The organism is Streptomyces sp. 1331.2, from assembly GCF_900199205.1.
GTDB lineage: Bacteria > Actinomycetota > Actinomycetes > Streptomycetales > Streptomycetaceae > Kitasatospora.
Genome location: NZ_OBMJ01000001.1, coordinates 5,259,034 through 5,283,790, shown reverse-complemented (window position 1 = coordinate 5,283,790; position 24,757 = coordinate 5,259,034). Strand labels below are relative to the sequence as shown.

Genomic DNA, 24,757 nt, shown 5'->3' with positions numbered 1-24,757 from the left:
AAGGGCCGGACTCCCGTACGGGGTCCGGCCCTTCGGCGTTCCTCGGGCGCCACACCGGTGCCGGGGCCTGGTGCCGCGGGACGGGTCCGGCTGCACGACGGCCCCGGACTCCTCCACGGAGTCCGGGGCCGTGCCGTACCGGCGGGGGCGTCAGATGTGCACGGCCGGGCCCGCCTCGGTGGTGCCGCGGCGGGTGAGCAGGGCGAGCAGGGCGGCGGCGAAGGCCACCACGGAGGCCACCACGAAGGCGAGCGACATGCCGCTGACGAAGGACTCGTGGACGGCGCCGGCCATCGCGTCCACCGCCTGCTGCGGGGTGCCGGGCGGGGCCGGCGGGGCGATGCCGAGCTGGGCGGCCTGCTTGAGGCCCTCGGCCTGCGGGCCCTCGACCGGCGGCAGGCCGGCCTTGGCCCAGTTGCCGGGCAGCACGTCGCCGACCTTGGCGGCCATCAGCGCGCCCAGCACGGCGGTGCCCAGGCTGCCGCCGACCTGCATCGCCGCCTGCTGCAGGCCGCCGGCCACGCCGGACAGCTCCAGCGGCGCGTTGCCGACGATGACCTCGGTGGCGCCGACGATGACCGGGCTGATGCCCAGGCCCATCAGGACGAACCAGAGCGACATCACGCCGGTGCCGGAGCCGGTGTCCAGGGTGGACATGCCGAACATCGCGGCGGTGGTGATCAGCATGCCGGCCGTGATCGGGATCCGCGGGCCGAGCTTGCCGATTGCGATGCCGGCGATCGGCGAACCGACGATCATCATGCCGGTCATCGGCAGCAGGTGGACGCCGGCCTCGACCGGCTTCATCCCGTGCACGTTCTGCAGGTAGAAGGTCACGAAGAAGATCGCGCCGAAGAAGGCGAAGGCCATCAGCACCATCAGCAGCACGCCCGCCGACAGCGGGACGGAGCGGAACAGGCCGAGCGGGACCAGCGGCTCGCGCGCCTTGCCCTGCCAGAGCGCGAACAGCACCATCAGCAGCACCGCGCCGCCCAGGTACAGCAGCGTCCGGGTGTCGCCCCAGCCCCACTCGGGGGCCTTGATGATGCCGAAGACCAGCGCGAACATCCCGACCGAGAGCAGCACGATGCCGGGCACGTCGAAGGACCTGGCGGCGTTCTCGGCCCGGACGTCCTTGAGGATCCACAGGCCGAGCGCCAGCGCGATCAGGCCGACCGGGACGTTGATGAAGAACACCGACTCCCAGCTGACGTGCTCGACCAGCAGGCCGCCGACGATCGGGCCGGCTGCGGTGGAGGCGCCGATCACGCCGCCCCAGATGCCGATCGCCATGTTGAGCTTCTCGGCCGGGAAGGCCCCGCGCAGCAGGCCGAGCGCGGCGGGCTGGAGCAGCGCACCGAAGAGGCCCTGCAGCACCCGGAAGGCGATCACGGTCTGGATGTTGCCGGCGAAGCCGATCGCGGCCGAGGTCGCGGCGAAGCCGACCGCGCCGACCAGGAAGGTGGTCTTGTGGCCGAACCGGTCGCCGATCTTGCCGGCCGTGATCAGGAAGACCGCCAGGGCGAGCAGGTAGCCGCTGGTGACCCACTGGATCTCGGAGGGCGCGGCCTTGAGCTTCTCCTGGATCACCGGGTTGGCGATGGCGACGATCGTGCCGTCCAGCGCGACCATCATCACGCCGACGGCGACGGTCAGCAGGGTCAGCCAGGGGTGCCCCTTGAGGCCGCCCCCGGACGGTGGCGTCGGCGGTGGCGGGGCGTCCGCCTCGGAGTTCTTGACGACGGACTGGCTCATCTGGGCCCTCCGGGGGCGTGGCTCGTTCGGAACGTGGTCGTGGCGCCCCGGCCCACCCGTCCCCACAGGTGCCCCGGCCCGACGGGCGCCACTCGCCGCAGATTATGTCAGCTGCTGACATTAGGCAAACAGTGACTTCTGGCCATTACTGACATTTGGCAGAACGCTAAGGTTGTGCTCCCACCCGCCCGACCCGCGCTCCGGAAGGCCCCCGCCATGGCCGCTCGCACCCCCCACGCCGCCACCGCCCCGGAGGACGCCGGACGGACACCCGGGCTGCGTGAGCGCAAGAAGCAGCAGACCCGGGACGCCCTGGTCCAGGCTGCCCACGAGCTCTTCCTCGGCCAGGGCTTCGCCCGGACCACCGTCGACGAGATCGCCTCCGCCGTCGACGTCTCCCAGCGCACCTTCTTCCGCTACTTCGCCAACAAGGACGAGGTCGCGCTCGCCGTCATGGCCGAGGCCGAGGACTACTTCATCGAGTGCCTGCGCCACCGCCCCGCCGAGGAGACCCCGCTCCAGGCCCTGCGCGCCTCGATCGTCAAGGCCTGGCGCGACCTCGGGAAGGCCAAGGCCACCGGCCCCGGCTCGATCACCAGCGCCCTCGAACTCATGCGGCTCATCGAGGACGCACCCACCCTCCTCGCCGCCCACCTGCGCCGGGTCACCGAACAAGAACGGATCGTCGTCCGGGTGCTCGCCGAACGCGAGGGACTGGACCCGCGCGAGGACCTGCGGCCCACCGTGCTCGCCGCCGTCTTCGGCAGCGTGCTGCGCGCCGCCCACCTGTCCTGGACGGCCGACCGCGAACCCGACGGCCCGGAGGGCATGATCGCGCTGATCGAGCGCCACTTCGACCAGCTCGGCCCCGCCCTGGCCGGCCACTGGCGCACCCCCGCGACCTGACCTCCCGCATGCCCGCTGCTCCCGCGGCAGTCCCGGCGTACCACCCCGGTACTACCCGGGATCCAGCCCCCGGTCCGACGCCGGCCACCGCGCCCACCCCTACCCTGGCGGGATGATCCAGCCGTCCCCCGGGCAGTCCCGCGGCCCGTCCCCGCGCACCCGGCTCGCCTCGTTGCTCGCGTCGTTGCTGCGCCCGTCCACCGACCACACGCCGCTGCTGGCACAGGCCCGCCGGCCGTGGGTGCGCTACCTGCCGTACGCCGCCGCGCTCGCCGCGATCTCCTCGCTCCTGCCCAGCTCGATCAACGTGCTGTCACACGACTACGGCCTCAACGCCGGACTCGCCGCGGCGCTCTCGGTGGCCCAGACCGTCCCCCTGCTGCTGGCGCCCACCCGGCCGCTGGCCGCCTGGTGGATGGTCGGATCGGCGAACCTGCTGACCTCCGCACTGACGCTCACCACCGGCCAGAACACCTCCCCGGTCTGGCCCTGGCCCGCCACCGCCCTGATCGGTTACCTGCTGCTGATGCTGCCGCTCGCCCTCCGCGAGGAACGCCGGACCCTGGTCGCGGTCTGGCTGGCCACCGCCGGGGCGAGCCTCGCCTTCTCGGTGATCGGCGCGGTACGGGACTGGGGAGGCGACAACAGCCTGCTCGCGATCGCCCTGACCGGCGCCGTCCTGGTCCTCGGCGGCGCCCTGCGGGAACGCGCCGAGGCCCGCCGACTGCTCACCGAGCAGGAGCAGATCAGCGAGGTCGAACGCGAACGGCGCACCCTGCTGGAGGAACGCGCCCGGATCGCACGGGAGTTGCACGACGTGGTGGCCCACCACATGTCGGTGATCGCGGTGCAGGCGGCCAGCGCGCCGTACCGGATCCCCGACGTACCGGCCGAAGCCGCCGAGGAGTTCACCACGATCGCCGGCACCGCCCGCGAGTCGCTCGCCGAGATGCGCCGGCTGCTCGGCGTGCTGCGCAGCGAGGAGTCCGGCGGGGAGAAGGCCCCGCAGCCCGGGGTCGGCCAACTCGACCAGCTGGTCGAGACGGTGGGACGGGCCGGGGTGCCGGCCGAACTGAGCGTCGACGAGGGGCTGGTGGAGACGGTGCCGCAGGCCGTCGGCCTCTCCGCCTACCGGATCGTCCAGGAGGCGCTGGCCAACGTGGTGCGGCACGCCCCCGGCGCGCGGACCTGGGTCTCGCTCTCCTCCGACTCCGGCTCCGGCTCTGCCTCCGACGGACCGGCCCTGCTGGTGACGGTGGTCAACGCGCCCCCGCCGGAGCGCACCGAGTCGCTGGAGGCCTCCGCCGAGGGCACCGGGCACGGCCTGGTGGGCATGCGCGAACGCGTCCGGCTGGTCGATGGCAGGCTGGACACCGGCCCGCTGCCGGACGGCGGCTTCAAGGTGGCCGCCGTCCTGCCCTTCGACCCCCTCGACACTCCCCGGGAGACCACCGCATGACCATTCGCGTGATCATCGTCGACGACCAGGCCATGGTGCGCGCCGGCTTCGCGGCCCTGCTCGGCGTCCAGAGCGACATCGACGTGGTCGGGGACGCGGCGGACGGCGCGCAGGCCCTGGAGGTCGTCGGCCGCACCCACCCGGACGTCGTGCTGATGGACGTCCGGATGCCCGTCATGGACGGTCTGGAGGCCGCCCGGCGGCTGCTCGACCCGGCAGTGCCCGGCGCGCACCGCCCCAAGGTGCTGATGCTCACCACCTTCGACGTGGACGACTACGTGTACGAGGCGCTGCGCGCCGGGGCCAGCGGCTTCCTGCTCAAGGACGCCCCGCCCGCCGACCTGATCGCCGCCGTCCGGGTGGTCGCGGCCGGCGAGGCGCTGCTCGCCCCCTCGGTGACCCGACGGCTGATCGAGGACTTCGCCCGCACCCGCCCGGCCAAGCGCCGCGACCCCAAGGTGCGGCTCAACGGCCTGACCCCGCGCGAGACCGAGGTGCTGGAGCTGATCGCCCGCGGCCTGTCCAACCAGGAGATAGCCGCCCACCTGGTGCTCGCCGAACAGACCGTCAAGACCCACATCGGCCGCATCCTCGCCAAGCTCGACCTGCGCGACCGCGCCCAGGCGGTGGTGCTCGCCTACGAGTCGGGCCTGGTGACGCCAGGCCAGTAGGGGGGTTGTCCCCACCCCGGTGGCACCAGGTCAGTGCGGGGGAAATCCTCCTGATACCCCGGTAGCACCCGGCAGTTGGCCCCGCGGAGTGACGTCCGCGGGGCCGTCGCGTCCCTACCTTCCTCTCCGTCGCCAGTCGAACGGACGAGGGAGAGCAGGGACATGCGCAGATTTCGGGCCGGACGGACGATCGCCGCCGCCGCGGTGGCACTGGCCGCGGTGCTCGGCGCGGGCGGCTGGGCCACCGACACCCAGACCCCCCTCACCGGACCGCCGCCCGGCACCGCCGCCTGGACGGCCGACACCTCGCTCGGCCTGCGACTGCCCGACCCGGCCACCGCCGCCCCGGCCCAAGTCGCCTCGTTCTTCGCCGAGTTGCCCCAGGACCGGCAGGGGGCGCTGGCCGCCCGGCACCCGCTGGTGGTCGGCAACCTGGACGGCGCCCCGGTCGCCCTCCGCTACCGGGCCAACGCCCTGGCCCTCGCCGCCGAACGCACCCGCGAACTCGCCCGCGCCACCGACCCCTCCCTCACCCCGCAGGACCACGAGGCCGCCCGCACCCGCGCCGAGCGCTACCGCACCCTGCTGGACGGCGACCGGCAGATCCTCGCCTTCGACCCGCGCGGCCGCGGCCAGGTCGCCGAGGTGTACGGCGACCTGGCCACCGCCCGCCGCACCGCCGTGATCGTCCCCGGCTCGGACATCGACCTGCTCCGCTTCGACCGCACCGCCGACCCGTACGGCACTCCCGCCGGCATGGCCCGCGCCCTCCGCGCCGAGGAGCAGCAGCAGGCCGCCGACACGCAGACCGCCGTGGTCGCCTGGGCCGGCTACACCACCCCGGTCGGCCTCGGCGTGGACGCCGCCACCGAGGACCTCGCCCGGGCCGGCGCCACCCGGCTGACCCGGCTGCTGGACGGACTCGCCGTCAGCACCCGCCCCGAGGCCCCGCCCACGGTGTTCTGCCACAGCTACGGCTCGGTGGTCTGCGGCCTGGCCCACCCCAGCCCGGCCCGGGCCTCCGGCCTGGTGGTGCTGGGCTCGCCCGGCATGGGCGTCGACTCGGCCGCCGACCTCGACCACGGCGTCCCGCTCTGGGCCACCGCCCGCAACGGCTCCGACTGGATCGGCGACGTGCCCAACGTCCGGCTGCTCGGCCTCGGCCACGGCGCCGACCCGACCGCCCCCGGCTTCGGCGCCCGCCCGCTGCCCGCCACCGGATCCCACGGCCACACCGGCTACTTCGCCCCCGGCACCGCCTCCCTCGCCGCCTACGCCGCCGTCGCCCTCGGCCGCGGCTGACCCCGCACCTCCCGGAAGGAGCACCGACATGGCCCACCCGCTCGCCACCCTGCGCCGCGCCGCCGAGAAGGTCGACGCGCAGACGCCCGCCACCCGCGACCGCGCCCTGGACGGACTGCGCGCCCTCGCCCTGCTCGCCGTCCCGGTCGGGCACTGGATGCTCGGCGGCTTCACCCTCTCCCCCGACGGCGCCCTGCACAACGCCAGCCCGCTCTCCTCGCTCGGCTTCTTCGCCCCGATCAGCTGGGGCCTCCAGATGCTCGGGGTGTTCTTCCTGGTCGGCGGCCACTCCTCGGTCCGCTCACTGGAACGGGCCCGGAACCGCGGTGAGACCTACGGCAGTTGGCTACGCGGCCGTTCGGTGCGACTGCTGCGCCCGGTGCTCGGGGTGACGGCGGTCTGGGCGCTGCTGGTCCCGCTGCTGCCCGCGCTCGGCGTGCCCGCGGACACCGTGCGCACCGGCGCGACGCTGGTGGTGCAGCCGCTCTGGTACATCGCCGTCTACCTGGGGCTGACCGCGCTCACCCCGCTCTGCGTGGCCGCCGGGCGCCGGCTGGGCGGCTGGTCGGCGGGCCTGCTGGTGGTCTCGGTCGCCGCCGTCGACCTGCTGCGGTACGGGCCGTGGGCGCAGGCCGTGCCGTCCTGGGTGGCGCTGCTGAACATCCTGCCGGGGTGGCTCTTCGGCTACCAGCTGGGCGTGCTCTGGGCGCAGGGCCGGCTCGGCCGCCCGGCGGCCCGGGTGCTGCTGCTCGGCGGCGGTGCGCTGTTCGCGGTGCTGCTGCTGGTGTTCCACTACCCGGCCAGCATGGTCGGCGTGCCCGGGGCCGAGCGCACCAACTCGCACCCGCCGTCCCTGCTGGTGCTCGCCCTGGCGGCGTTCCAGTGCGGCGCCGCGATGCTGCTGCGGGAGCGGCTGGGCCGGCTGCTGACGGGCCGTCCGCTGCTGTGGCTGCCGGTGGTCGTGGTCAACCTGTCGGCGATGACGATCTTCTGCTGGCACCAGAGCGCGATGCTCGCGGTGGCGGTGCCGGGCGCGGCCGGGCTGGGTGCCGTCCCGGGGCTGACCACCGCACCGGACTCGCTCGGCTGGGTGGCCGCCCGGCTGGCGCTGCTTCCGCTGTTCGGGGTCGCCCTGGCGGCGATCGGGTGGTTCACCCGGCGGTTCGACGGGCCGTGGACGTCCTTCTCCCGGGCCGGGAAGGCGGTGGCCGGCACTGCGGCGGCGCTGTTCGCGGCGTACGCGCTCGGCGTGGTGTGAGCCTGCCGAAGCACCGGTGGAGCACTGCCCGAAGGGGGCGTGGACCAGTCGGTCCACGCCCCCTTCGGGCAGTCTGCACGCCCCTCACCCGAGGGTTGCAGCAGGGAAGTGCACCCGCATGCGAACCACCACGCACTGTGATGTCCTGTGACCGTCGGCGACCTTCGCAGGAGCGTGCCCGCCCCCCTCGGCCCGTCCGTCCGCATTCGACGACACCCCCAGCCACCCCCGCTCCTGAGGAGTCCCATGCCCATGCCCCCATCCCGCCCACAGTCGCCGCGGCCCCGGGCCCGCCGCCGGCTCGCGGGCACCGCCGTGGTCCTCGCGGTGACCGCCGGCACCCTGCTGAGCGCCGTCGCCCCGGCCGTCGCCCACGGCGGACCGGCCGCCCCGGGAGCCGACGACCTCGCCCCGCACGTCGACTCCCCCGGGTGATGGCCGAACTGCGGCAGGACGAGGTCGCGGCACTCGGCCAGGAGCACGCCGAGGAGCACGCCCGGATGCGCGCTGCCATCCGCGGCATCGGCGACTACCCGCAGACCACCCGCACCAACCGGTACAACGCACTGACGGCCTCCCAGGCCGACCACAACAAGGCCTTCGACCCGGCGGTGTTCGGCGCGTTCAGGCAGTACTTCGACTCCCCCGACTTCGGCGACCACGTCGCACTCCTCCCGACCGGCAAGGTGCTGCTCTTCTCCTTCGAACGGATCGAGACCAACCCGGAGAAGGAGCCCGCCCCCACCCAGACCACCGGCAAGGAGAACGCCGGCCGGGCGTTCCTCTGGGACCCGAGGAAGAACTACGGACCGGACGCGTTCAAGCAGGTCAACCCGCCGGTCGTCGACATGCCGGACGGCCTCGGCGAGAAGCGCCCGGCGCCGTTCTTCTGCTCCGGCCACTCCTTCCTGCCCAACGGCATGCTCGGCGTCTTCGGCGGCAACCTCGGCGGCAACGGCGGCACCGGCGCCAAGCTCTCGCTGATCTTCGACCCGTGGACGGAGACCTGGACCCGCAACCCCGACATGTCGGTCGGCCGCTGGTACCCCTCCGTGGTGACCGGCGCCGACGGCCGCCAGCTGATCATGTCCGGCCAGTCCGAACTCGGCTACGGCACCCCCACCCCGGTGGTCGAGCGCTTCCCCGCAAAGCCCTTCGCCGTCCCGGTGAGGAAGACCGACCTGCCCACCGACACCCCGGTGGACCGGTTCAAGGTGGACGCCCCGTTCACCACCGACTACCCGCACCTGTTCTCGCTCAACGACGGCAACGTCTACGGGTTCGGCCGCCAGCCCGCCGAGCAGTGGAAGTTCGACCCGGTCGTCGAGTCCCGCAGCGACCTGGCGGCCCGCCCCGACGGCCGCAAGCGCAACTACGGCTCCGCGGTGCTGCTCCCCAACGGCACCAACGGCCCGGACTCCGCGCTGATCCTCGGCGGCGACCGCGACAACCCGAGCACCCTGCGCTTCTCCAACGGCACCTGGACGGCCGAGAAGTCCCGCGCCTTCGGCCGCACCCAGGACGACACCATCCTGCTGCCCACCGGCCGGCTGATGACCGTCAACGGCGCCTACGACATCCGCGACTACGGCAACGGCCCGTACAACCCCAACGCGGACCTCAAGTACCGCCAGATCGAGCTGCGCGACGACCAGGGCAACTGGCAGCTCGGCCCGGTCCAGCGCCTCCCGCGCGGCTACCACTCCAACGCGGTCGTGCTGCCGGACGGACGCGTCCTGGTCACCGGCGACGAGCTCCAGCAGCTGGCCAACAACACGGACGTCAACCGCACGGTCAGCGGCATCCCCGGCACCGCGGGGCCGGTCACCATGAACGGCACCATCGAGATCTACGAGCCCGCCTACCTGCACCAGGGCAGCCGGCCCGACCTGGACGACGCGCCGACCGTGCCGATCGGCTACGACAAGAAGTTCACGGTCTCCAGCTCGACCTCGGACCAGGTGGTCAAGGCCGTCCTGCTCGCGCCGACCACCTCCACCCACTCGGTCAACACCAGCCAGCGGTACCTCGACCTGCGGATCACCAGCCAGGCCGGCAACCGGATCCAGTTGCAGGCCCCGCCGGACGCCAAGGCCGCGCCGCCCGGCTGGTACATGATCTTCCTCCTCGACGGCAAGGGCGTGCCGAGCGAGGCGAAGTGGATCCAGCTCACCCCGTCCGTCTGACCCCGCCCCCACCGAAAGGAACTTCCCACCCATGGCAACGGACCTGAGTCTGCGCGAGAGCGAAGAGATCCAGGGCGACATCCTCGCCGGCTTCAAGAAGGACAACGTCAGCATCCTCTTCCTCAAGTTCGAGGATGCGGCCAGGGCGCGCGACTGGCTCCGCAAGCTGACCCCGCAGATCTCCACCACCCGCGAAGTCGCCACGTTCAACGAGGCGTTCAGCGAAGCCAAGGCCGCGTCCGGCGGCGACGACCCCAAGTCGCTGACCGCCACCTGGCTCGGCATCAGCTTCACCTACGAGGGCCTGCTGATGCTCTCCGGCTCCGACCCGCTCCCGACGCTCCCGCAGGGTGACACCGGCCTGAAGGCGTTCAAGGAGGGCGCGGCCCGACGGGCCGGCGGGCTCGGCGACACCGGCGACAACTCCCCGGAGAACTGGCTCTTCGGCAACGGCAGGACGCAGTCCGTCCACGCCGTCCTGAAGATCTCCGCGGACACCGAGAAGGACCTGCAGGCGGCCGTCGAGGCCCAGCGGATCGCCGCCGCCGAATGCCGCGTCGTGATCGTCTACCAGCAGAACGCGAAGACCCTCCTGGGCAGCCGCCGCGGCAAGGAGCACTTCGGGTTCAAGGACGGCATCAGCGAGCCCGGCGTCAAGGGGTTCGACCGGCCCAGCCCGAGCGACCCGGAGCAGGTGGACGGCCACCCCGGCACCCGGATCATCCCGGCCGGCGAGTTCATCTGCGGCCTGGAGAACGACCAGTTCAGTTTCCCCAAGGACCAGTACCCGGCCTGGACGCACAACGGCTCCTTCCAGGTCGTCCGCCGGCTCGCCCAGGACGTCCCCGGCTGGTGGTCGCAGGTCGCGGTCAAGCTGGGGGAGCTCCGGACGGCCAAGGCCGTCCCGGACCACGCCACCACCGAGTGGCTGGCCGCTCGCATGGTCGGCCGCTGGCGCTCCGGCGCCCCGGTCTGCCACTTCCCGGACCGGGACGTCCCGAACAACCCGACCGCCGCCAAGGACAACGCCTTCGACTTCGCGGACGACCCGGAGGGCCTGGTCACCCCCCTCTGGTCGCACCTGCGCAAGACCGAGCCGCGCGCCGGCCTGCAGGAGAGCCCGGACAAGCCCCCGTTCCCGGCCAAGGACCTCAACGGCCGGCGGATCATCCGGCGCGGCACCCCGTACGGAGAACCCTTCGACCCGGCCTCCGAGGGCCCGGGCGGCCCCGACGACCCGCGCGGGCTGCTGTTCGTCTGCTACCAGGCGGACCTCAAGCGGCAGTTCGAGTTCATCCAGGCCAGCTGGATGGACCGGGCGAACTTCCCGCCCAACCGCAACTCGCAGGACACCACCCCGCCCGGGCACGCGAACCCCAGGCCCGTCCCCGGCCGGGACCCGGTCACCCAGAACTGCACCGACCCGGACACGGGCGAGGTCACCCCCGTCGACTACGAGAGCCGGGACACCGGCGGCCTGATCCGGCACACCCCGCTGAACTTCGCGCAGTTCGTCCAGACCACCGGCTCGGTGTACGCCTTCATGCCCTCCCTGAGCATCCTGCGCGGCCTCTGCGAGGGCCGGCTCGCCCCGGTCGGCGGGCAGACCGGCCAGAGCGGCACCCAGACCGGCGGCCAGACCGGGCAGATCGGCGGCCAGCCCAGGCCCCAGCCGGTGAAGGCCTACCCCTGCGACGAGTTCGTCTCCGTCCCGGACCAGTACCGCCGCGCCGGACAGAGCCAGTACTGGGCGTTCCACGGCGACCGCTGCCGACTGATCTCGATCGCCGACGGCACCGCCCACACCGACCGCAGGGTCGAGGACGACACCTGGCTGACCAGCTGGACCTGTCTGCGCGACGTCGGCCGGGTCGACTGCGTGCTGCCCGTACCCGACCAGCAGGACCCGGCCGGCAAGAGCGTGTACTGGGTGTTCCACAGCACCGCCGGCCGCCAGCAGTACCGGCTGGTCTCGATCACCTGCGGCGGCGGCCGGTACACCACGGCCCTCGAACGCTCCGACCGCGACCTCACCTACTGGGGCTCGCTCAGTGGCGTCGGCCAGGTGGACTGCTGGCTGCCCGTCCCCGACCAGCAGCGGGTCGGCGGCAAGAGCTGGTACTGGTGCTTCCACACCACCGGCGGCCGCCAGCAGTACCGGCTGATCTCGATCGCCGACGGCACCGCCCACACCGACGTGCGCGAGCGCACCGACCGCGAACTCTCCCAGTGGGGTTCGCTGAACGGCCTGAACCGGGTGGACTGCTTCCTGCCGGTCCCGGACTGCCAGCGGGTCGGCGGGAGCAGCGAGTACTGGGTGTTCAGCGGCCAGAACTACCGCCGGATCTCGATCGCCGACGGCAGCGGCCACCCGGACCGGCTGGTCTCCGGCGACCGCTCCTGCGACGCCTGGGCCTCGCTTTCCTGACGCAACACCGACACCCGGTCCGGCCGGACGCCGAAACCGCCCGACCGGGACGCCGGAGGAACACGCGCCCCCGGTGCGCCACGCGCACACCGGGGGCGCGTCGTCAGTGCCTTGCCCTAACCTGCCGCCATGGTGACGTTCGAGGAATTCCGCGCGATGGCCCTGGCCCTGCCCGAGGCCGCCCAGGAGCCGACCTGGGACATCGAGACGCTGCGGGTCCGCAGCCGGATCTTCGCGATGGGCGCCCCCGACGGGGACCGGGTCACCGTCAAGGCCTCTCCCGAGGACCAGGCCGAACTTCTCGCCGCCGAGCCCGAGGTGTTCTCCTCCGCCCCCTACGTCGGGCGGCACGGCTGGGTGAGCGTCCGGCTGAGCCTGGTCGACCCGGACGAGCTGCGCGACCTGGTCACCGAGGCCTGGCGGCGGACGGCACCGAAGCGGCTGGTCCGGGAGTTCGACGCCTGAGCGGCCCTCCGTTCGGGCCCTCGCCCGCGCCGCCGTCCGAACCACTGGGAGACGCCGGAAGGACACTCCCGGTTCATGTGATCCATCCCACAGTTTAGGCGTGCCCGGCGTGCCTCCCGGCCCCCTAGGCTTGCGCAGGGAAGTCAGCAGTCCTATCGCACCCTCCGGGCACCGCCCGTGAAACGGTGACAGGCCCCAAGGGAGTTGGTGCGGTGCGCAACCGTCGGCGCTGGAAGCGGGTACTGATCGGGGCGTTCGCGGGCTGTGCCGTGCTGGCCGACGCCGGCGCCTCGGCCGCAGCGGCCGCGGTCTCCTCCGAACAACTGGCGATCTCCACGCCCCCGGCCGGCAGCGCTGCCTGGATCCAGGACCACTCCTTCGGCCGAACGCTGCCCGACCCGGCCACCACCACCCCGGCCGCCGCCGCCGAGTTCTTCGCCTCGCTCGCACCCACCGAGCTCGACCGGCTGATCCAGGCGTACCCGCTGGTCGTCGGCAACTACGACGGCGCCCCGCTGGACCTGCGCTACCGCGCCAACCGGATCGCCCTGGCCGCCGAACGCGACAAGGCCCGCACCCGCGCCGCCGACCGGACGCTCGACTCCGACACCCGCGCGCTGGCCGTCTCCCGCGCCAACGACGTCGACCACCTGCTCGCCCCCGGTCGGCAGATCCTCGCCTTCGACCCGCGCGGCCGCGGCCTGGTCACCGAGGTGTGGGGCGACCTCGCCGACGCCGAACGGATCTCCGTCGTCGTCCCCGGCTCGGACGCCGACCTCGGCCACTTCGACCAGGCCGTCGACCCGCTGCGCTCCCCGGCCGGCATGGCCCGCGCCCTCCACGCCGAGGAGCAGCGCCAGGCCCCGGGCACCCGTACCGCCGTGGTGTCCTGGACCGGTTACGTCACCCCCTCCGGCCTCGGCCCGGACGCGGCCACCTCCCGGCTCGCCGACGTCGCCGCCCCCCGGCTGCAGCGGCTGCTCGCCGGACTCAAGGAGACCACCCGCCCGGACGCGCCCCCGTCGCTGCTCTGCCACTCGTACGGCTCGGTGGTCTGCGGCACCGCCGCCCCCGAGATCCCGCGCGCGGCCGCCTCGCCGTCCGACACCTCCGGCATCACCGACATGATGGTCTTCGGCAGCCCCGGCATGGGCGTGCAGAGCACCGCCGAGCTGGGCACCGGCGTCCACGTCTGGGCCACCCGCAACCCCAGCGACTGGATCGGCAACGTGCCGTTCCTGGAGGTCGGCGGGCTCGGCCACGGCGCCGACCCGACCGCGAGCGGCTTCGGCTCCGAGCAGATCTCCTCGGCCCGCGCCGTCGGCCACACCGGCTACTTCACCGAGGGCACCGACAGCCTGCACAACTTCGCGGCGATCTCGCTCGGCCACTACCAGGACGTGATCCGGCCCAACTCCTAGGGCCGCCCAACTCCCGGGGCCGGACAGGCCCTAAGGCCCCTGGTCCTGGTACAGCCGCAGCGCCTCCGCCGCCGCCCGGGCCAGCTCGCGCCGGGCGGCCGGCGGGGCCAGCACCTCCACGTCCGCGCCCAGCGCCAGCAGCGAGCGGACGGCGGCCGGCGCCGGGAAGGCCATCGCCACCTCCACCCAGTCCTCGGCCGGCCCGATGACCGCCTCCGGCGGCGGCGCGGTGACCCGGCCGCCGTGGATCCGCAGGAACATGTCCAGCCGCCCGCGCCGGACCCGCACCCGGACCGGCACCTCCACCGGCAGGCGCTCCACCTGCTCGCGCAGCACCGCCCAGGCGTCGCCGAGCCCCACCCCGGCCCGGCGGCGCACCGCCTCCTCGGCGGTCTCCGCGGCCAGCACCCGGTCCGCCCGGAACAGCCGCGGCTCCCCGTGCAGATCGGCCACCAGGTACCAGACGCCCGCCTTGTTCACCAGCCCGTACGGGTCGACGGTGTACTCCACCGGCCCGGGCGCCCCGCCGTGCCGGTAGCGCAGCCGCAGCCGCCGGTCGGCGAAGACCGCGTACTGAAGCTCGCCCAGGTCCGGACCGGGCGCGCCACCCGGCGCGGCGCCCTGCATCCACCGGGCCGGGTCCACCAGGATCCGCTCGCTGGTCCGCTCGGCGGCCGGCCGGTGCGGGGCGGGCAGCGCCGCCATCACCTTGCGCAGCGCCGAGCCGAGCGCGCCGTCCAGCCCGAGGTCGCTGTGCGCGCCGCGGGCGGAGAGCACGAACAGCGCCTTGGCCTCGTCCGCGGTCAGCCCGGTGACGTCGGTGCGGTAGCCGGGCAGCAGGCCGATGCCGCCGTGCCGCCCGCGCTCGGTGAACACCGGCACCCCGGCGGCGGAGAGCGAGTCCACGTCCCGGTAGATGGTGCGGACGGACACCTCCAGCCGCTCGGCGAGTTCGGTGGCGGACACCCGGCCGCGGGTCTGGAGCAGCAGGAGGATCGAGAGCAGGCGGTCGGCCTTCATGGTCCAAGAATCCCAGCAATCCTGACGGCCGTTGTCAGGTTTTACTGGGAGATTGCGTTCCGAGCCCGAAGAACCGCCCGACACCAGGGAGTTGACCGCAGATGACCGCCGTCCAGGACGCCCGGCCGCAGTACCTGCTCGCCCTCGACCAGCTGGAGAAGCTGGTCGCCACGATCACCCCGGCCGACCTCGAACGGCCCACCCCCTGTACCGAGTTCACGCTGCGGCAGCTGCTGAACCACGTGGTCGGCGGCATCCACCGCTGCGCGTACCTGGGTGAGGGCGGCCGGTCCCAGGACATCGTGCCCGCCATCGAGGACCCGGGGGACGACGGCTGGCCGGCCGCGCTGGGCCGCGCCCGCGCCCGGGCGACCGCCGCCTGGGCGCAGGACGCCAAGCTCGGCCGCCCGACCGTCGCGCCCTGGGGCGAGGTTCCCGGCGCCATGGTGGTCGGCGGCTACGTGATGGAGGCGGTGACCCACAGCTGGGACATCGCGCAGGCCCTGGACAGCGGCTTCGCGCTGGACGACGCCCTGGCGCACACCGCACTGGCCATCGCCGAGGTCGTCCTGCCGCCCGAGAGCCGGGTCGAGGGCGTCCCCTTCGCCGAGGTGCAGCCGGTCGCCGAGGACGCCGACGTCCACGCCCGACTGGCCGCCTGGCTGGGCCGCGCGAGCTGAGAGGCCAGGGGCAAGGGGCAAGGGGCAGGGCCCGGGAAGTCGCCGACTCCCCGGGCCCGCCCGCCCCGCCGGCCGCTACTCCCGCCCGACCGAGGTGAAGGCCATGTCCGCGTAGCGGCCACCCCGCACCTGGCCCGAGACCGGCTCCAGCAGCGCCAGCTCCTCCGCCGTGAGCCGCAGTGTCGCCGCCGCGGTGTTCTCGGCGAGCCGGCTGCGCTTGCGGGTGCCCGGGATCGGCACGACGGTCAGCCCGTGCACCTCGGCCTGCTGGTGCACCCAGGCCAGCGCGACCTGGGCGAGCGACACCCCGCGCGCCGCCGCGATCTCCCGCAGCGGGGCGAGCAGCTCCGCGTTGGCCACCGCGTTGTCGCCGGTGAAGCGCGGCTGGGTCCGACGCACGTCGTCCGCCCCGAGGCGATCGGCGTCCTGGAAGGAGCCGGTCAGGAAGCCCCGCCCGAGCGGCGAGTACGGCACGAAGGTGACGCCCAGCTCGGCCGCGGCCGGCACCGCCGAGCGCTCGACGTCGCGGGCGAACACCGACCACTCGGACTGCAGCGCGGCGATCGGGTGGATGGCGTGCGCCTCGCGCAGCTCGGCCCCGGTCACCTCGGACAGCCCGAGGTGGCGCACCTTGCCGGCCGCGACCAACTCGGCCATGGCGCCGACCGAGTCGGCCAGCGGCACGGCCGGGTCGCGGCGGTGCATGTAGTAGAGGTCGATCTCGTCCACGCCGAGCCGGCGCAGCGAGGCGTCGACGGCGGCCCGGATGTACGCCGGGTCGTTGCTGATGCCCCGGTAGCCCGGGTCCTCCTCCTTGCGGACGAGCGCGAACTTGGTGGCGAGCACCACCTTGTCCCGGTTGGCCCGGACGAAGGGGCCGATGAACTCCTCGTTGCGGCCCAAGCCGTAGGCGTCAGCGGTGTCGAACAGGGTGACACCGGCCTCCAGGGCGGCGTCCAGGGTGGCGACGGCCTCGTCGGAGTCGGTCGGGCCGTAGAACTCGCTCATGCCCATGCAGCCGAGGCCCTGGACGCCCACCAGCGGGCCGCCGGTACCGAGTTCGACGGCGGGAAGGACTGGGTGAGTCATGCGCTCTGCTCCTCTTGGTGGTACTGGCGGTCGGCCGGGGCGCCGCCGCTCTCGGCGACCTTCCCGGCATAGAGATCGATCTTGTAGTCGAGGACGGCGAGGGTGGCCTGGAGGTCGACGATCCGCTGCAGGACCTCCTCGCGCTGGGCCACCAGCAGCCGGCGCCGCCCCTCGTAGGTCGTTTCGCCCTGGCGGGCCATGTCCACGTACTTGAGCATGTCGGCCACGGACATGCCGGTCAGCCGCAGCCGCCCCAGGAAGGCCAGTCGGTGCAGGTCGGCGTCGCAGTAGCGGCGCTGGCCGCCGGCCGCGCGGTCGACGGGGTCCAGCAGGCCGATCCGCTCGTACCAGCGCAGGGTGTGCGCGGTGAGCCCGCTCGCCACCGCGACCTCGCTGATGGTGTGCCGCGGGGTCCGGTCCGGATCACCGCCCGGCGCGCCGCCGTACACCTCGGAACAGCTGCGCAGGTCCGCCTCGATGCGTGCGGGTACGGCCATGGATCGTCTCCCCCTGTCTCGTGCGACGGGAAAAACGCTACCGAGTTGGAGTGCACTCCAAGCAAGCCCGACCGGCCCGGCAGCCGGGTGCCCCCGCCACCACGTTCCCCGCTCCCGACTACAGTCGGGCCTCATGGAGAGCTTGCGTGTGATCGAGAACTGGCCGGTGCCGCACGCCGCGGCGGCCGTGGTCCGGGGGGCGGACGGCGCGCTGCTGGGGGCGCACGGGCCGCAGCAGCACCTGTTCCCGCTGGCCTCGGTGACCAAGCTGCTCACCTCGTACGCGGCGCTGGTCGCGGTCGAGGAGGGCGTCTTCGAGCTGGACGACCCGGCCGGCCCGCCCGGTGCGACCGTCCGCCACCTGCTGGCGCACACCTCCGGCCTGGGCTTCGACGAGGACCGGGTGTTCGCCGAGCCCGGCAACCGCCGGCTCTACTCCAACGCGGGCTTTGACGCGCTGGCGCGGGCGCTGTCCGAGGCCGCCGGGATCGAGTTCTCCCGCTACGTCGCCGAGGCGGTGTTCGAGCCGCTGGGCATGGCCGACACCCTGATCAACACCGCGCACAAGTCCCCGGCCGGCGCCGGCGGCCTGTCCACGGTCGCCGACCTCGCCCGGTTCGCCGCCGAGCTCCAGGCGCCCAAGCTGCTGGCCCCGTCCACCGTCCGGCAGGCCACCCGCGAGGTCGCCTTCCCCGGCACCGGCGGCGTGCTGCCCGGCTACGGCCACCAGCGCCCGAACGACTGGGGCCTCGGCTTCGAGATCCGCGACGGCAAGAGCCCGCACTGGACCGGCGCCGGCAACTCCCCCGCCACCTTCGGCCACTTCGGCCAGTCCGGCACCTTCCTCTGGGTCGACCCGGAGGTGGGCGCGGCCTGCATCGCGCTCACCGACCGGGACTTCGGGCCTTGGTCCGTCGAGGCCTGGCCCGCCTTCTCCGACGCGGTGCTCGCCGAACTGAAGCGTTAGCCGGACACCCGCTAGCCGTACGAGACCGGCGAGTGCATCTCCCAGAGCAGGAGCTGCGCGCCGGTCTCGCCCGCCGACGGGTCGGCGAAGGCCTCGCCGGTGATCCGCACGCTGTCGCCCGGGGCCATCGAGCGGCCGCCGCCCTTGGGCCCCGGGACGGTCCGGTAGCCCAGCGAGCCGGCCGTCAGGTGCGCGTACCGCCAGGGCGCCGCGGGCAGTTCGGGCAGCGGCTGCCACGGCCCGGCGGTCACCAGCCAGAGCGCGGCGTCGCGGCGTCGCAGCCGCAGGGCGTCGGTCCCGGCGTCGCGCGCCAGCCCGGAGGCGAGCAGCGTCAACGCGCCGTCCGCCGGTTCCACCCTGCGCAGCCCGTACACCGGGTCCGCGTCGAACTCGTCCGGCTGGAGCCACATCTGGACGAAGCGGACCGGGCCGGTGGCGCCGCCGACGTTGCGCTCGGTGTGGGTGACGCCGGAGCCGGAGCCGAGGTGCTGGACCATCCCCTGCCGGACCACCCCGCTGTGGCCGTGCGAGTCCCGGTGGGCCAGCGCGCCCTCCAGCACCCAGGTGAGGATCTCGGTGTCCCGGTGCTTGTGCTCCTCGAACCCCGCGCCGGGGGCGAGGAGTTCCTCGTTGCACGCGAGCAGCGCGCCGAAGTGGGTGTTCTTCGGGTCGTAGTGGCCGGAGAAGGAGAAGGCGTGTCGGGTCTCGATGCCCTCGGCCGGGGTGGAGCGGTAGCGCTCGGCGGCGCGGCGCAGGTCGGCACGGGGGCGGTCAGCGGCGTCGGTCACGCACCCACCGTAGTCGGCGGTGTGACCCTTGCCACCGACCGCTCCGCCCGGGGTGTGCACGAGCAGTCACTCGGGTGAGGCAGTCTTGTCCTTGTGCCAGCCGCTTCCGCGAACTCCCAGAGCGAACCCAGTCCCGTACCCGAACCGACCGGGAAGGGCCCGGTTCCCCGGTCGGGCCGTGACCGTCCCGGCCGCGCGGCGCCCCGCCTGACGGCGCAGGAGCGCAGAACCGCCGCCGAGCGCGCCGAGCGCCGGGCGGCGACGCTCAAGCGGCTGGAGAAGTCCTCGGGCAAGCTGGCCACCGCCGCGATCTCGCGGATGGACGACCAGCTCGGCTGGTACCGGCGGATGCCGCCGGAGCACCGGTCCTGGATCGGCCTGGTCGCCCAGGCCGGTATCGCCGCCTTCACCGAGTGGTACCGCCACCCGGAGTCCGCGAAGGCGATCTCCACCGACGTCTTCGGCACCGCCCCGCGCGAGCTGACCAGGGCGATCACCCTGCGTCAGACCGTGGAGCTGATCCGCACCACGATCGAGGTGATGGAGGAGGCCATCGAGGAGGTGGCCGCCCCCGGCGACGAGGCGGACATGCGCGAGTCGGTGCTGGTCTACGCCCGGGAGATCGCCTTCGCCACCGCCCAGGTGTACGCCCAGGCGGCCGAGGCGCGCGGCGCCTGGGACGCCCGGCTGGAGGCGTTGGTGGTCAACTCCCTGCTGTCCGGCGACGCCGACGAGGGCGTGCTCTCGCGCGCCGCGGCGCTCGGCTGGGGCCAGCCCAGCCAGATCCGGGTGGTGATGGGCAGCGCGCCGGACGGCGACAGCGAGCTGGTGGTGGAGGCGATCCGCCGGGCCGCCCGGTACGCCAAGCTGCACGTGCTGACCGGGGTGCTGGGCAAGCGCCTGGTGGTGGTGGTCGGCGGCGAGAAGGAGCCGGTGCAGGCGGCCAGGGCGCTGATCGGCCAGTTCGCGCCGGGCCCGGTGGTGGTCGGCCCGACCGTGCCCGACCTGCTCTCCGCGACCCGCTCGGCGCACGCCGCCGCGGCCGGCCTGCGGGCCTGCGCGGCCTGGCCGGACGCCCCGCGCCCGGTGCTGGCCGACGACCTGCTGCCCGAGCGCGCACTCGCCGGGGACCAGGCCGCCCGCCGTCAGCTGGTGGAGGAGATCTACACACCGCTGGACGAGGCGGGCTCGGCGCTCCTGGAGACGCTGAGTGTCTACCTGGAGCAGGCCTCCTCGCTGGAGGGGGCGGCGCGGATGCTCTTCGTCCACCCCAACACGGTGCGCTACCGGCTCCGACGTGTGACCGACGTCACGGGGTACGCCCCCTCCGATGTACGTTCGGCGTTCACGCTGCGGATCGCACTGGCCCTCGGCCGGCTGACGGACGCCGGAGAGCCCGGCTGAGCCGGAGTGTAGGGACCATACAATCCCGGATGGTTTTCTTCGTTACCGTCGCCTACCCGCCCCTGGGCGCCTGGCGAGAGAGGGTTGAACCGTGCTCGTAATCGTCGCCCCTGGACAGGGTGCCCAGTCCCCCGGTTTCCTCAGCCCCTGGCTTGAGCTGGACGGTGTCGCCGACCGCCTTCGCGCCTGGTCGGAGGTCGCCGGGCTCGACCTGGTGCACGCCGGCACCGAGGCGTCCGCCGAGGAGATCAAGGACACCGCCGTCGCCCAGCCGCTGCTGGTCGCGGCCGGCCTGGTGACCGCCCGTGCGCTCTTCCCGGACGAGGACCTGGCCCGCAAGCAGGTCGGTGCCGTGGCCGGTCACAGCGTCGGCGAGATCACCGCCGCCGCCGGTGCCGGGGTGCTCAGCGCCCACGACGCGCTGACCTTCGTCCGTGAGCGCGGCCGGGCGATGGCCGCGGCCGCCGCCGTCACCGAGACCGGCATGATCGCCGTGCTCGGCGGCGACCCGGAGACCGTCGCCGCGAAGCTGGCCGAACACGGCCTGACCGCGGCCAACAACAACGGCGGCGGCCAGATCGTCGCCGCCGGCACGCTGGCCCAGCTGGAGGCGCTGAAGGCGGACCCGCCGGCCGGCGCCAAGCTGATCGCCCTGAAGGTGGCCGGCGCGTTCCACACGGAGCACATGGCCCCGGGTGTCGAGCGGCTGGCCGAGCTGGCCCCGACCCTGACCGCGGCCGACCCGCAGGTCCGGTACGTCTCCAACAAGGACGGCGGGGTCGTGGACTCCGGCGCCGAGGTGCTGGCGCGCCTGGTGTCGCAGGTCTCCAACCCGGTCCGCTGGGACCTGTGCATGGAGACCCTCGGCCGGCTGGGCGCGACGGCCGTGATCGAGCTGTCCCCCGCGGGCACCCTCACCGCACTGCTCAAGCGCAACCTCAAGGGTGTGGCCACGCTCGCCCTCAAGACCCCCGCCGACCTGGACAAGGCCCGCGAGCTCGTCGCCGAGCACGGCGGTCAGGAGCAGGAGACCACCGCATGACCAAGCCCCAGATCCGTCCCGCCACGGGCGCGCAGTACTCGCGCATCCACGGCGTCGGCGGCTACCGCCCGGTCCGGGTGATCCCCAACTCCGAGGTCCTGGAGTGGATCGACTCGTCGGACGAGTGGATCCGCACCCGCAGCGGGATCGCCGCGCGCCGCTGGGCCGGCCCGGAGGAGTCCGTCGCCGAGATGTCGGTGCAGGCCGCCGGCAAGGCCATCGCGCAGGCCGGGATCGCCCCCGAGCAGATCGGCGGCGTGATCGTCGCGACGGTCTCGCACCTCAAGCAGACCCCGGCGATCGCCACCGAGATCGCCGAGCGGCTCGGCTGCGGCAACGCCCCTGCCTTCGACATCTCGGCCGCCTGCGCCGGCTTCGGCTACGGCCTGGGCCTGGCCGACGGCATGATCCGCGGCGGCAACGCCGAGTACGTGCTGGTGATCGGTGTCGAGCGGCTCAGCGACCTGACCGACAAGTCGGACCGCTCGACCGCCTTCATCTTCGGCGACGGCGCCGGCGCCGCGATCGTCGGCCCGTCCGACACTCCCGGCATCGGCAAGCTGATCTGGGGTTCGGACGGCTCGCAGGCCGACGTCATCACCCAGACAGCGGCCTGGGACACCGCCTTCGCCAAGTCCGACGCCGTCAACGGCCCGGGCGAGGAGACGAAGTGGCCGTACCTGCGGATGGACGGCCAGCCGGTCTTCCGCTGGGCGGTCTGGGAGATGGCCAAGGTCGCCCAGCAGGCGCTGGACGCCGCCGGGGTGACCGCCGACCAGCTCGGCGCGTTCATCCCGCACCAGGCCAACATGCGGATCACCGACGCCATGATCAAGGCGCTGAAGCTGCCGGAGTCGGTGCCGGTCGCCCGCGACATCGCGGAGACCGGCAACACCTCCGCGGCCTCCATCCCGCTGGCGATGGAACGCATGTTGGAGACCGGCGAGGCCCACAGCGGCGACCTGGCGCTGATCATCGGGTTCGGGGCGGGTCTCGTGTACGCCGCGGCAGTCGTTACGCTCCCCTAGGCGCGTTTCGCCCACTGATCCACAAGCCTGTGCCCGGCCGCCGGCCGGACACGTTCAACACTGAAGAGGAGCAGCCAGTATGGCTACCAAGGACGAGGTTCTGGAAGGTCTCGCCGAGATCGTCAACGAGATCGCCGGTATCCCGACCGAGGATGTCGCGGTCGACAAGTCCTTCACCGATGACCTGGACGTCGACTCGCTGTCCATGGTCGAGGTCGTCGTGGCCGCCGAGGAGCGCTTCGACGTCAAGATCCCGGACGACGAGGTCAAGAACCTGAAGACGGTCGGCGACGCGGTGGACTACATCCTCGCCAACGCCTGAGCGATCGACTCGTTCGATTCGGCCAGTCCGTCCGGCGTCCCGCACGCCTCCGACGGCTGACCTGTCGGCCCGACTCCTGCGAGCCGGGCCGACCAGCCGGCCGGGACGCCCCACCGGGGCGCCCGGCCGGGCCCTTCCTCGGCTCCCGCCGACCCCCCGCACACGTGAGAGAAGAAGAAACCAGTGACCGCTGAAAATCGCACCGTGGTCGTCACGGGTATCGGCGCCTTCACGCCGCTGGGCGCCGACGCCGCCGGCACCTGGGAGAACCTGGTCGCCGGTAAGTCCGGTGTGGCGGCCCTGACCGAGGAGTGGGCCGAGGAACTGCCGGTTCGGATCGCGGCGCGCACCGCCGTCGAGCCCGGCGAGATCCTGCCCCGCCCGCTGGCCCGCAAGCTGGACCGCTCGGCGCAGTTCGCCGTGATCGCCGCCCGCGAGGCCTGGGCCGACGCCGGCTACGAGACCCCCGCCACCGACGAGTCCTCCAAGCTCGCCCCCGAGCGCCTGGGCACCGTCATCGCCTCCGGCATCGGCGGCGTGACCACCCTCCTCGACCAGTACGACGTGCTGAAGGAGAAGGGCGCCCGCAAGGTCTCCCCGCACACCGTCCCGATGCTGATGCCCAACTCCCCGGCGGCCAACGTCGGCCTGGAGGTCGGCGCCCGCGCGGGTGTGCACACCCCCGTCTCCGCCTGTGCCTCCGGCGCCGAGGCGATCGGCTACGCGATCGAGATGATCCGCACCGGCCGCGCCGACGTCGTGGTGGCCGGCGGCACCGAGGCGGCGATCCACCCGCTGCCGATCGCCGCGTTCGCCAGCATGATGGCGATGTCCAAGAACAACGACGACCCCGAGCACGCCTCGCGCCCGTACGACAAGGCCCGTGACGGCTTCGTCCTGGGCGAGGGCGCCGGCGTGGTGGTCCTGGAGTCGATCGAGCACGCGGAGGCCCGCGGCGCCCGGATCTACTGCGAGGCCGTGGGTCAGGGCCTGTCCTCGGACGCCCACCACATCGCCCAGCCCGAGCCCACCGGCGCCGGCGTGGCCCGCGCGCTGGCCGACCTGTTCGAGCGCAACGAGCTGGACAAGGCCGAGATCGTGCACGTCAACGCGCACGCCACCTCGACCCCGCAGGGTGACACCGCCGAGCTGAAGGCGCTCCGCAAGGAGCTCGGCGACGACCTCGACCACATTGCCATCTCGGCCACCAAGTCGATGACCGGCCACCTGCTGGGCGGCGCCGGCGGCATCGAGACCGTCGCCACCGTGCTGGCCCTGCACCACCGTCTCGCCCCGCCGACCATCAACGTCGACGACCTGGACGACGACGTGGACGCGGACATCGTGCGCGGCGAGGCCCGCAAGCTGCCCGAGGGCCGGATCGCGGCGCTGAACAACTCGTTCGGCTTCGGCGGCCACAACGTGGTGCTGGCCTTCCGCACCCGCTGACGCACACACGACGGAGGGGCCGACGCTCGCGCAGAGCGTCGGCCCCTCCGTCGTTCCCGCTTCTCTCAGACCACCTGGTGCAGCCAGCGCACCGGGGCGCCCTCGCCCGCGTACCGGAACGGCTCCAGCTCGTCGTCCCAGGGCTTGCCGAGCAGCCGGGCGATCTCGGCCTCCAGGTCGGCGCCCTCGCTACGGGCGCGCAGCAGGACGGCGCGCAACCGGTCCTCGGGGATCAGGATGTCGCCGTGGATGCCCGTGACGGCGTGGAAGATGCCGAGGGTGGGCGTGCTGCTGTAGCGCTCCCCCTCCGCCGTGGCGCAGGGTTCGCTGGTCACCTCGTACCGCATCAGCTGCCAGCCGCGCAGCGCGGAGGCGAGCTTCGAGGCCGTGCCGGGCTCCCCCTGCCAGGAGAGCTCCGCACGCCAATGTCCGGGTGCGGCCGGCTGGCGGATCCAGTCCAGGCTCACCCGCACACCGAGCACCCCCGCGACGGCCCACTCGACGTGCGGGCACAGCGCGCGGGGCGCGGAGTGGATGTAGAGAACTCCACGTGTCGTCACCGGGACCTCCAGGCTGTGGACGAGGGTCGCCTTCCCCAGCTGCCTCGTGCCTGCAGTTGA

General features: G+C 73.4%; 22 protein-coding genes and 1 pseudogene. 17 read left to right on the top strand and 6 right to left on the bottom strand.

Going from position 1 to position 24,757, the window contains the following annotated elements:
- Nucleotides 1-131: 131 nt before the first annotated feature.
- Nucleotides 132-1,755: pseudogene (locus CRP52_RS22720) on the bottom strand (MFS transporter); the annotation flags it as partial.
- Nucleotides 1,756-1,971: 216 nt separating this feature from the next.
- On the opposite strand from CRP52_RS22720, the gene CRP52_RS22715 reads away from it, so the two are divergent.
- The 10 genes from CRP52_RS22715 to CRP52_RS22670 all read left to right on the top strand — a co-directional run bounded on the left by CRP52_RS22715 (nt 1,972) and on the right by CRP52_RS22670 (nt 13,851).
- Nucleotides 1,972-2,661 (top strand): TetR/AcrR family transcriptional regulator, encoded by a 690-nt coding sequence (locus CRP52_RS22715; protein WP_097238064.1) that lies wholly within the window; start codon nt 1,972-1,974, stop codon nt 2,659-2,661.
- Between the two features lie 112 nt (nt 2,662-2,773).
- Nucleotides 2,774-4,120 (top strand): sensor histidine kinase, encoded by a 1,347-nt coding sequence (locus CRP52_RS22710; RefSeq protein ID WP_097238063.1) that lies wholly within the window; start codon nt 2,774-2,776, stop codon nt 4,118-4,120.
- The gene (locus CRP52_RS22705; RefSeq protein ID WP_097238062.1) at nt 4,117-4,791 is read left to right on the top strand and encodes a response regulator; all 675 of its coding nucleotides are present in this window, start codon (nt 4,117-4,119) and stop codon (nt 4,789-4,791) included. The genes CRP52_RS22710 and CRP52_RS22705 overlap by 4 nt, the downstream gene beginning before the upstream one ends.
- 162 nt (nt 4,792-4,953) lie before the next feature.
- On the top strand, nt 4,954-6,093 hold the full coding sequence (locus tag CRP52_RS22700) for an alpha/beta hydrolase (RefSeq protein ID WP_097238061.1): 1,140 nt from the start codon (nt 4,954-4,956) through the stop codon (nt 6,091-6,093).
- A 28-nt stretch (nt 6,094-6,121) separates the two neighbouring features.
- The gene (locus CRP52_RS22695; protein WP_097238060.1) at nt 6,122-7,351 is read left to right on the top strand and encodes an acyltransferase family protein; all 1,230 of its coding nucleotides are present in this window, start codon (nt 6,122-6,124) and stop codon (nt 7,349-7,351) included.
- Nucleotides 7,352-7,597: 246 nt separating this feature from the next.
- The gene (locus tag CRP52_RS22690; protein WP_143685808.1) at nt 7,598-7,786 is read left to right on the top strand and encodes a hypothetical protein; all 189 of its coding nucleotides are present in this window, start codon (nt 7,598-7,600) and stop codon (nt 7,784-7,786) included.
- Nucleotides 7,786-9,537, top strand: coding sequence for a glyoxal oxidase (locus CRP52_RS22685; RefSeq protein WP_097240273.1), 1,752 nt, complete (start codon nt 7,786-7,788; stop codon nt 9,535-9,537). Before CRP52_RS22690 ends, CRP52_RS22685 begins: the two co-directional genes overlap by 1 nt.
- A 31-nt stretch (nt 9,538-9,568) precedes the next feature.
- Nucleotides 9,569-11,965, top strand: coding sequence for a Dyp-type peroxidase (locus CRP52_RS22680; RefSeq protein ID WP_097238058.1), 2,397 nt, complete (start codon nt 9,569-9,571; stop codon nt 11,963-11,965).
- A gap of 129 nt (nt 11,966-12,094) precedes the next feature.
- The gene (locus CRP52_RS22675; RefSeq protein WP_097238057.1) at nt 12,095-12,430 is read left to right on the top strand and encodes an MmcQ/YjbR family DNA-binding protein; all 336 of its coding nucleotides are present in this window, start codon (nt 12,095-12,097) and stop codon (nt 12,428-12,430) included.
- 212 nt (nt 12,431-12,642) lie between these two features.
- Nucleotides 12,643-13,851 carry an alpha/beta hydrolase gene (locus tag CRP52_RS22670; protein ID WP_097238056.1) on the top strand — a complete coding sequence of 403 codons (1,209 nt, stop codon included), beginning with the start codon at nt 12,643-12,645 and terminating at the stop codon, nt 13,849-13,851.
- Nucleotides 13,852-13,881: 30 nt separating this feature from the next.
- On the opposite strand, the gene CRP52_RS22665 is transcribed toward CRP52_RS22670, so the two are convergent.
- Entirely contained in the window at nt 13,882-14,871 is a 990-nt protein-coding gene (locus CRP52_RS22665; RefSeq protein ID WP_097238055.1) for a helix-turn-helix transcriptional regulator, read from the bottom strand.
- Nucleotides 14,872-14,972: 101 nt separating this feature from the next.
- On the opposite strand from CRP52_RS22665, the gene CRP52_RS22660 reads away from it, so the two are divergent.
- A complete protein-coding gene (locus tag CRP52_RS22660; protein WP_097238054.1) occupies nt 14,973-15,551 on the top strand; it encodes a TIGR03086 family metal-binding protein in 579 nt (192 codons plus the stop codon).
- Between the two features lie 75 nt (nt 15,552-15,626).
- Here the strand turns inward: CRP52_RS22660 and CRP52_RS22655 are convergent, their stop codons facing one another.
- Nucleotides 15,627-16,640, bottom strand: a complete 1,014-nt coding sequence (locus CRP52_RS22655) for an aldo/keto reductase (RefSeq protein WP_097238053.1) — start codon at nt 16,638-16,640, stop codon at nt 15,627-15,629.
- Nucleotides 16,637-17,137, bottom strand: coding sequence for a MerR family transcriptional regulator (locus tag CRP52_RS22650; protein ID WP_097238052.1), 501 nt, complete (start codon nt 17,135-17,137; stop codon nt 16,637-16,639). Before CRP52_RS22650 ends, CRP52_RS22655 begins: the two co-directional genes overlap by 4 nt.
- A 133-nt stretch (nt 17,138-17,270) precedes the next feature.
- Between CRP52_RS22650 and CRP52_RS22645 the strand changes: the two genes are divergently transcribed.
- Entirely contained in the window at nt 17,271-18,104 is an 834-nt protein-coding gene (locus CRP52_RS22645) for a serine hydrolase domain-containing protein (protein ID WP_097238051.1), read from the top strand.
- An 11-nt stretch (nt 18,105-18,115) separates the two neighbouring features.
- Here CRP52_RS22645 and CRP52_RS22640 read toward each other — a convergent pair whose 3' ends face one another.
- Nucleotides 18,116-18,892 carry a pirin family protein gene (locus tag CRP52_RS22640; RefSeq protein ID WP_097240272.1) on the bottom strand — a complete coding sequence of 259 codons (777 nt, stop codon included), beginning with the start codon at nt 18,890-18,892 and terminating at the stop codon, nt 18,116-18,118.
- A 207-nt stretch (nt 18,893-19,099) separates the two neighbouring features.
- On the opposite strand from CRP52_RS22640, the gene CRP52_RS22635 reads away from it, so the two are divergent.
- The 5 genes from CRP52_RS22635 (at nt 19,100) to fabF (ending at nt 24,137) form a co-directional block, all read left to right on the top strand.
- Nucleotides 19,100-20,296 (top strand): PucR family transcriptional regulator, encoded by a 1,197-nt coding sequence (locus CRP52_RS22635; RefSeq protein ID WP_097240271.1) that lies wholly within the window; start codon nt 19,100-19,102, stop codon nt 20,294-20,296.
- Nucleotides 20,297-20,387: 91 nt separating this feature from the next.
- Nucleotides 20,388-21,338 carry an ACP S-malonyltransferase gene (locus CRP52_RS22630; protein ID WP_097238050.1) on the top strand — a complete coding sequence of 317 codons (951 nt, stop codon included), beginning with the start codon at nt 20,388-20,390 and terminating at the stop codon, nt 21,336-21,338.
- Nucleotides 21,335-22,366 carry a beta-ketoacyl-ACP synthase III gene (locus CRP52_RS22625; protein WP_097238049.1) on the top strand — a complete coding sequence of 344 codons (1,032 nt, stop codon included), beginning with the start codon at nt 21,335-21,337 and terminating at the stop codon, nt 22,364-22,366. The genes CRP52_RS22630 and CRP52_RS22625 overlap by 4 nt, the downstream gene beginning before the upstream one ends.
- Before the next feature lie 79 nt (nt 22,367-22,445).
- The gene (locus CRP52_RS22620; protein ID WP_097238048.1) at nt 22,446-22,688 is read left to right on the top strand and encodes an acyl carrier protein; all 243 of its coding nucleotides are present in this window, start codon (nt 22,446-22,448) and stop codon (nt 22,686-22,688) included.
- Nucleotides 22,689-22,871: 183 nt separating this feature from the next.
- On the top strand, nt 22,872-24,137 hold the full coding sequence (gene fabF, locus CRP52_RS22615) for a beta-ketoacyl-ACP synthase II (protein WP_097238047.1): 1,266 nt from the start codon (nt 22,872-22,874) through the stop codon (nt 24,135-24,137).
- A 65-nt stretch (nt 24,138-24,202) separates the two neighbouring features.
- On the opposite strand, the gene CRP52_RS22610 is transcribed toward fabF, so the two are convergent.
- Nucleotides 24,203-24,697 carry a DUF3145 domain-containing protein gene (locus CRP52_RS22610; RefSeq protein WP_097238046.1) on the bottom strand — a complete coding sequence of 165 codons (495 nt, stop codon included), beginning with the start codon at nt 24,695-24,697 and terminating at the stop codon, nt 24,203-24,205.
- Nucleotides 24,698-24,757 lie beyond the last annotated feature (60 nt).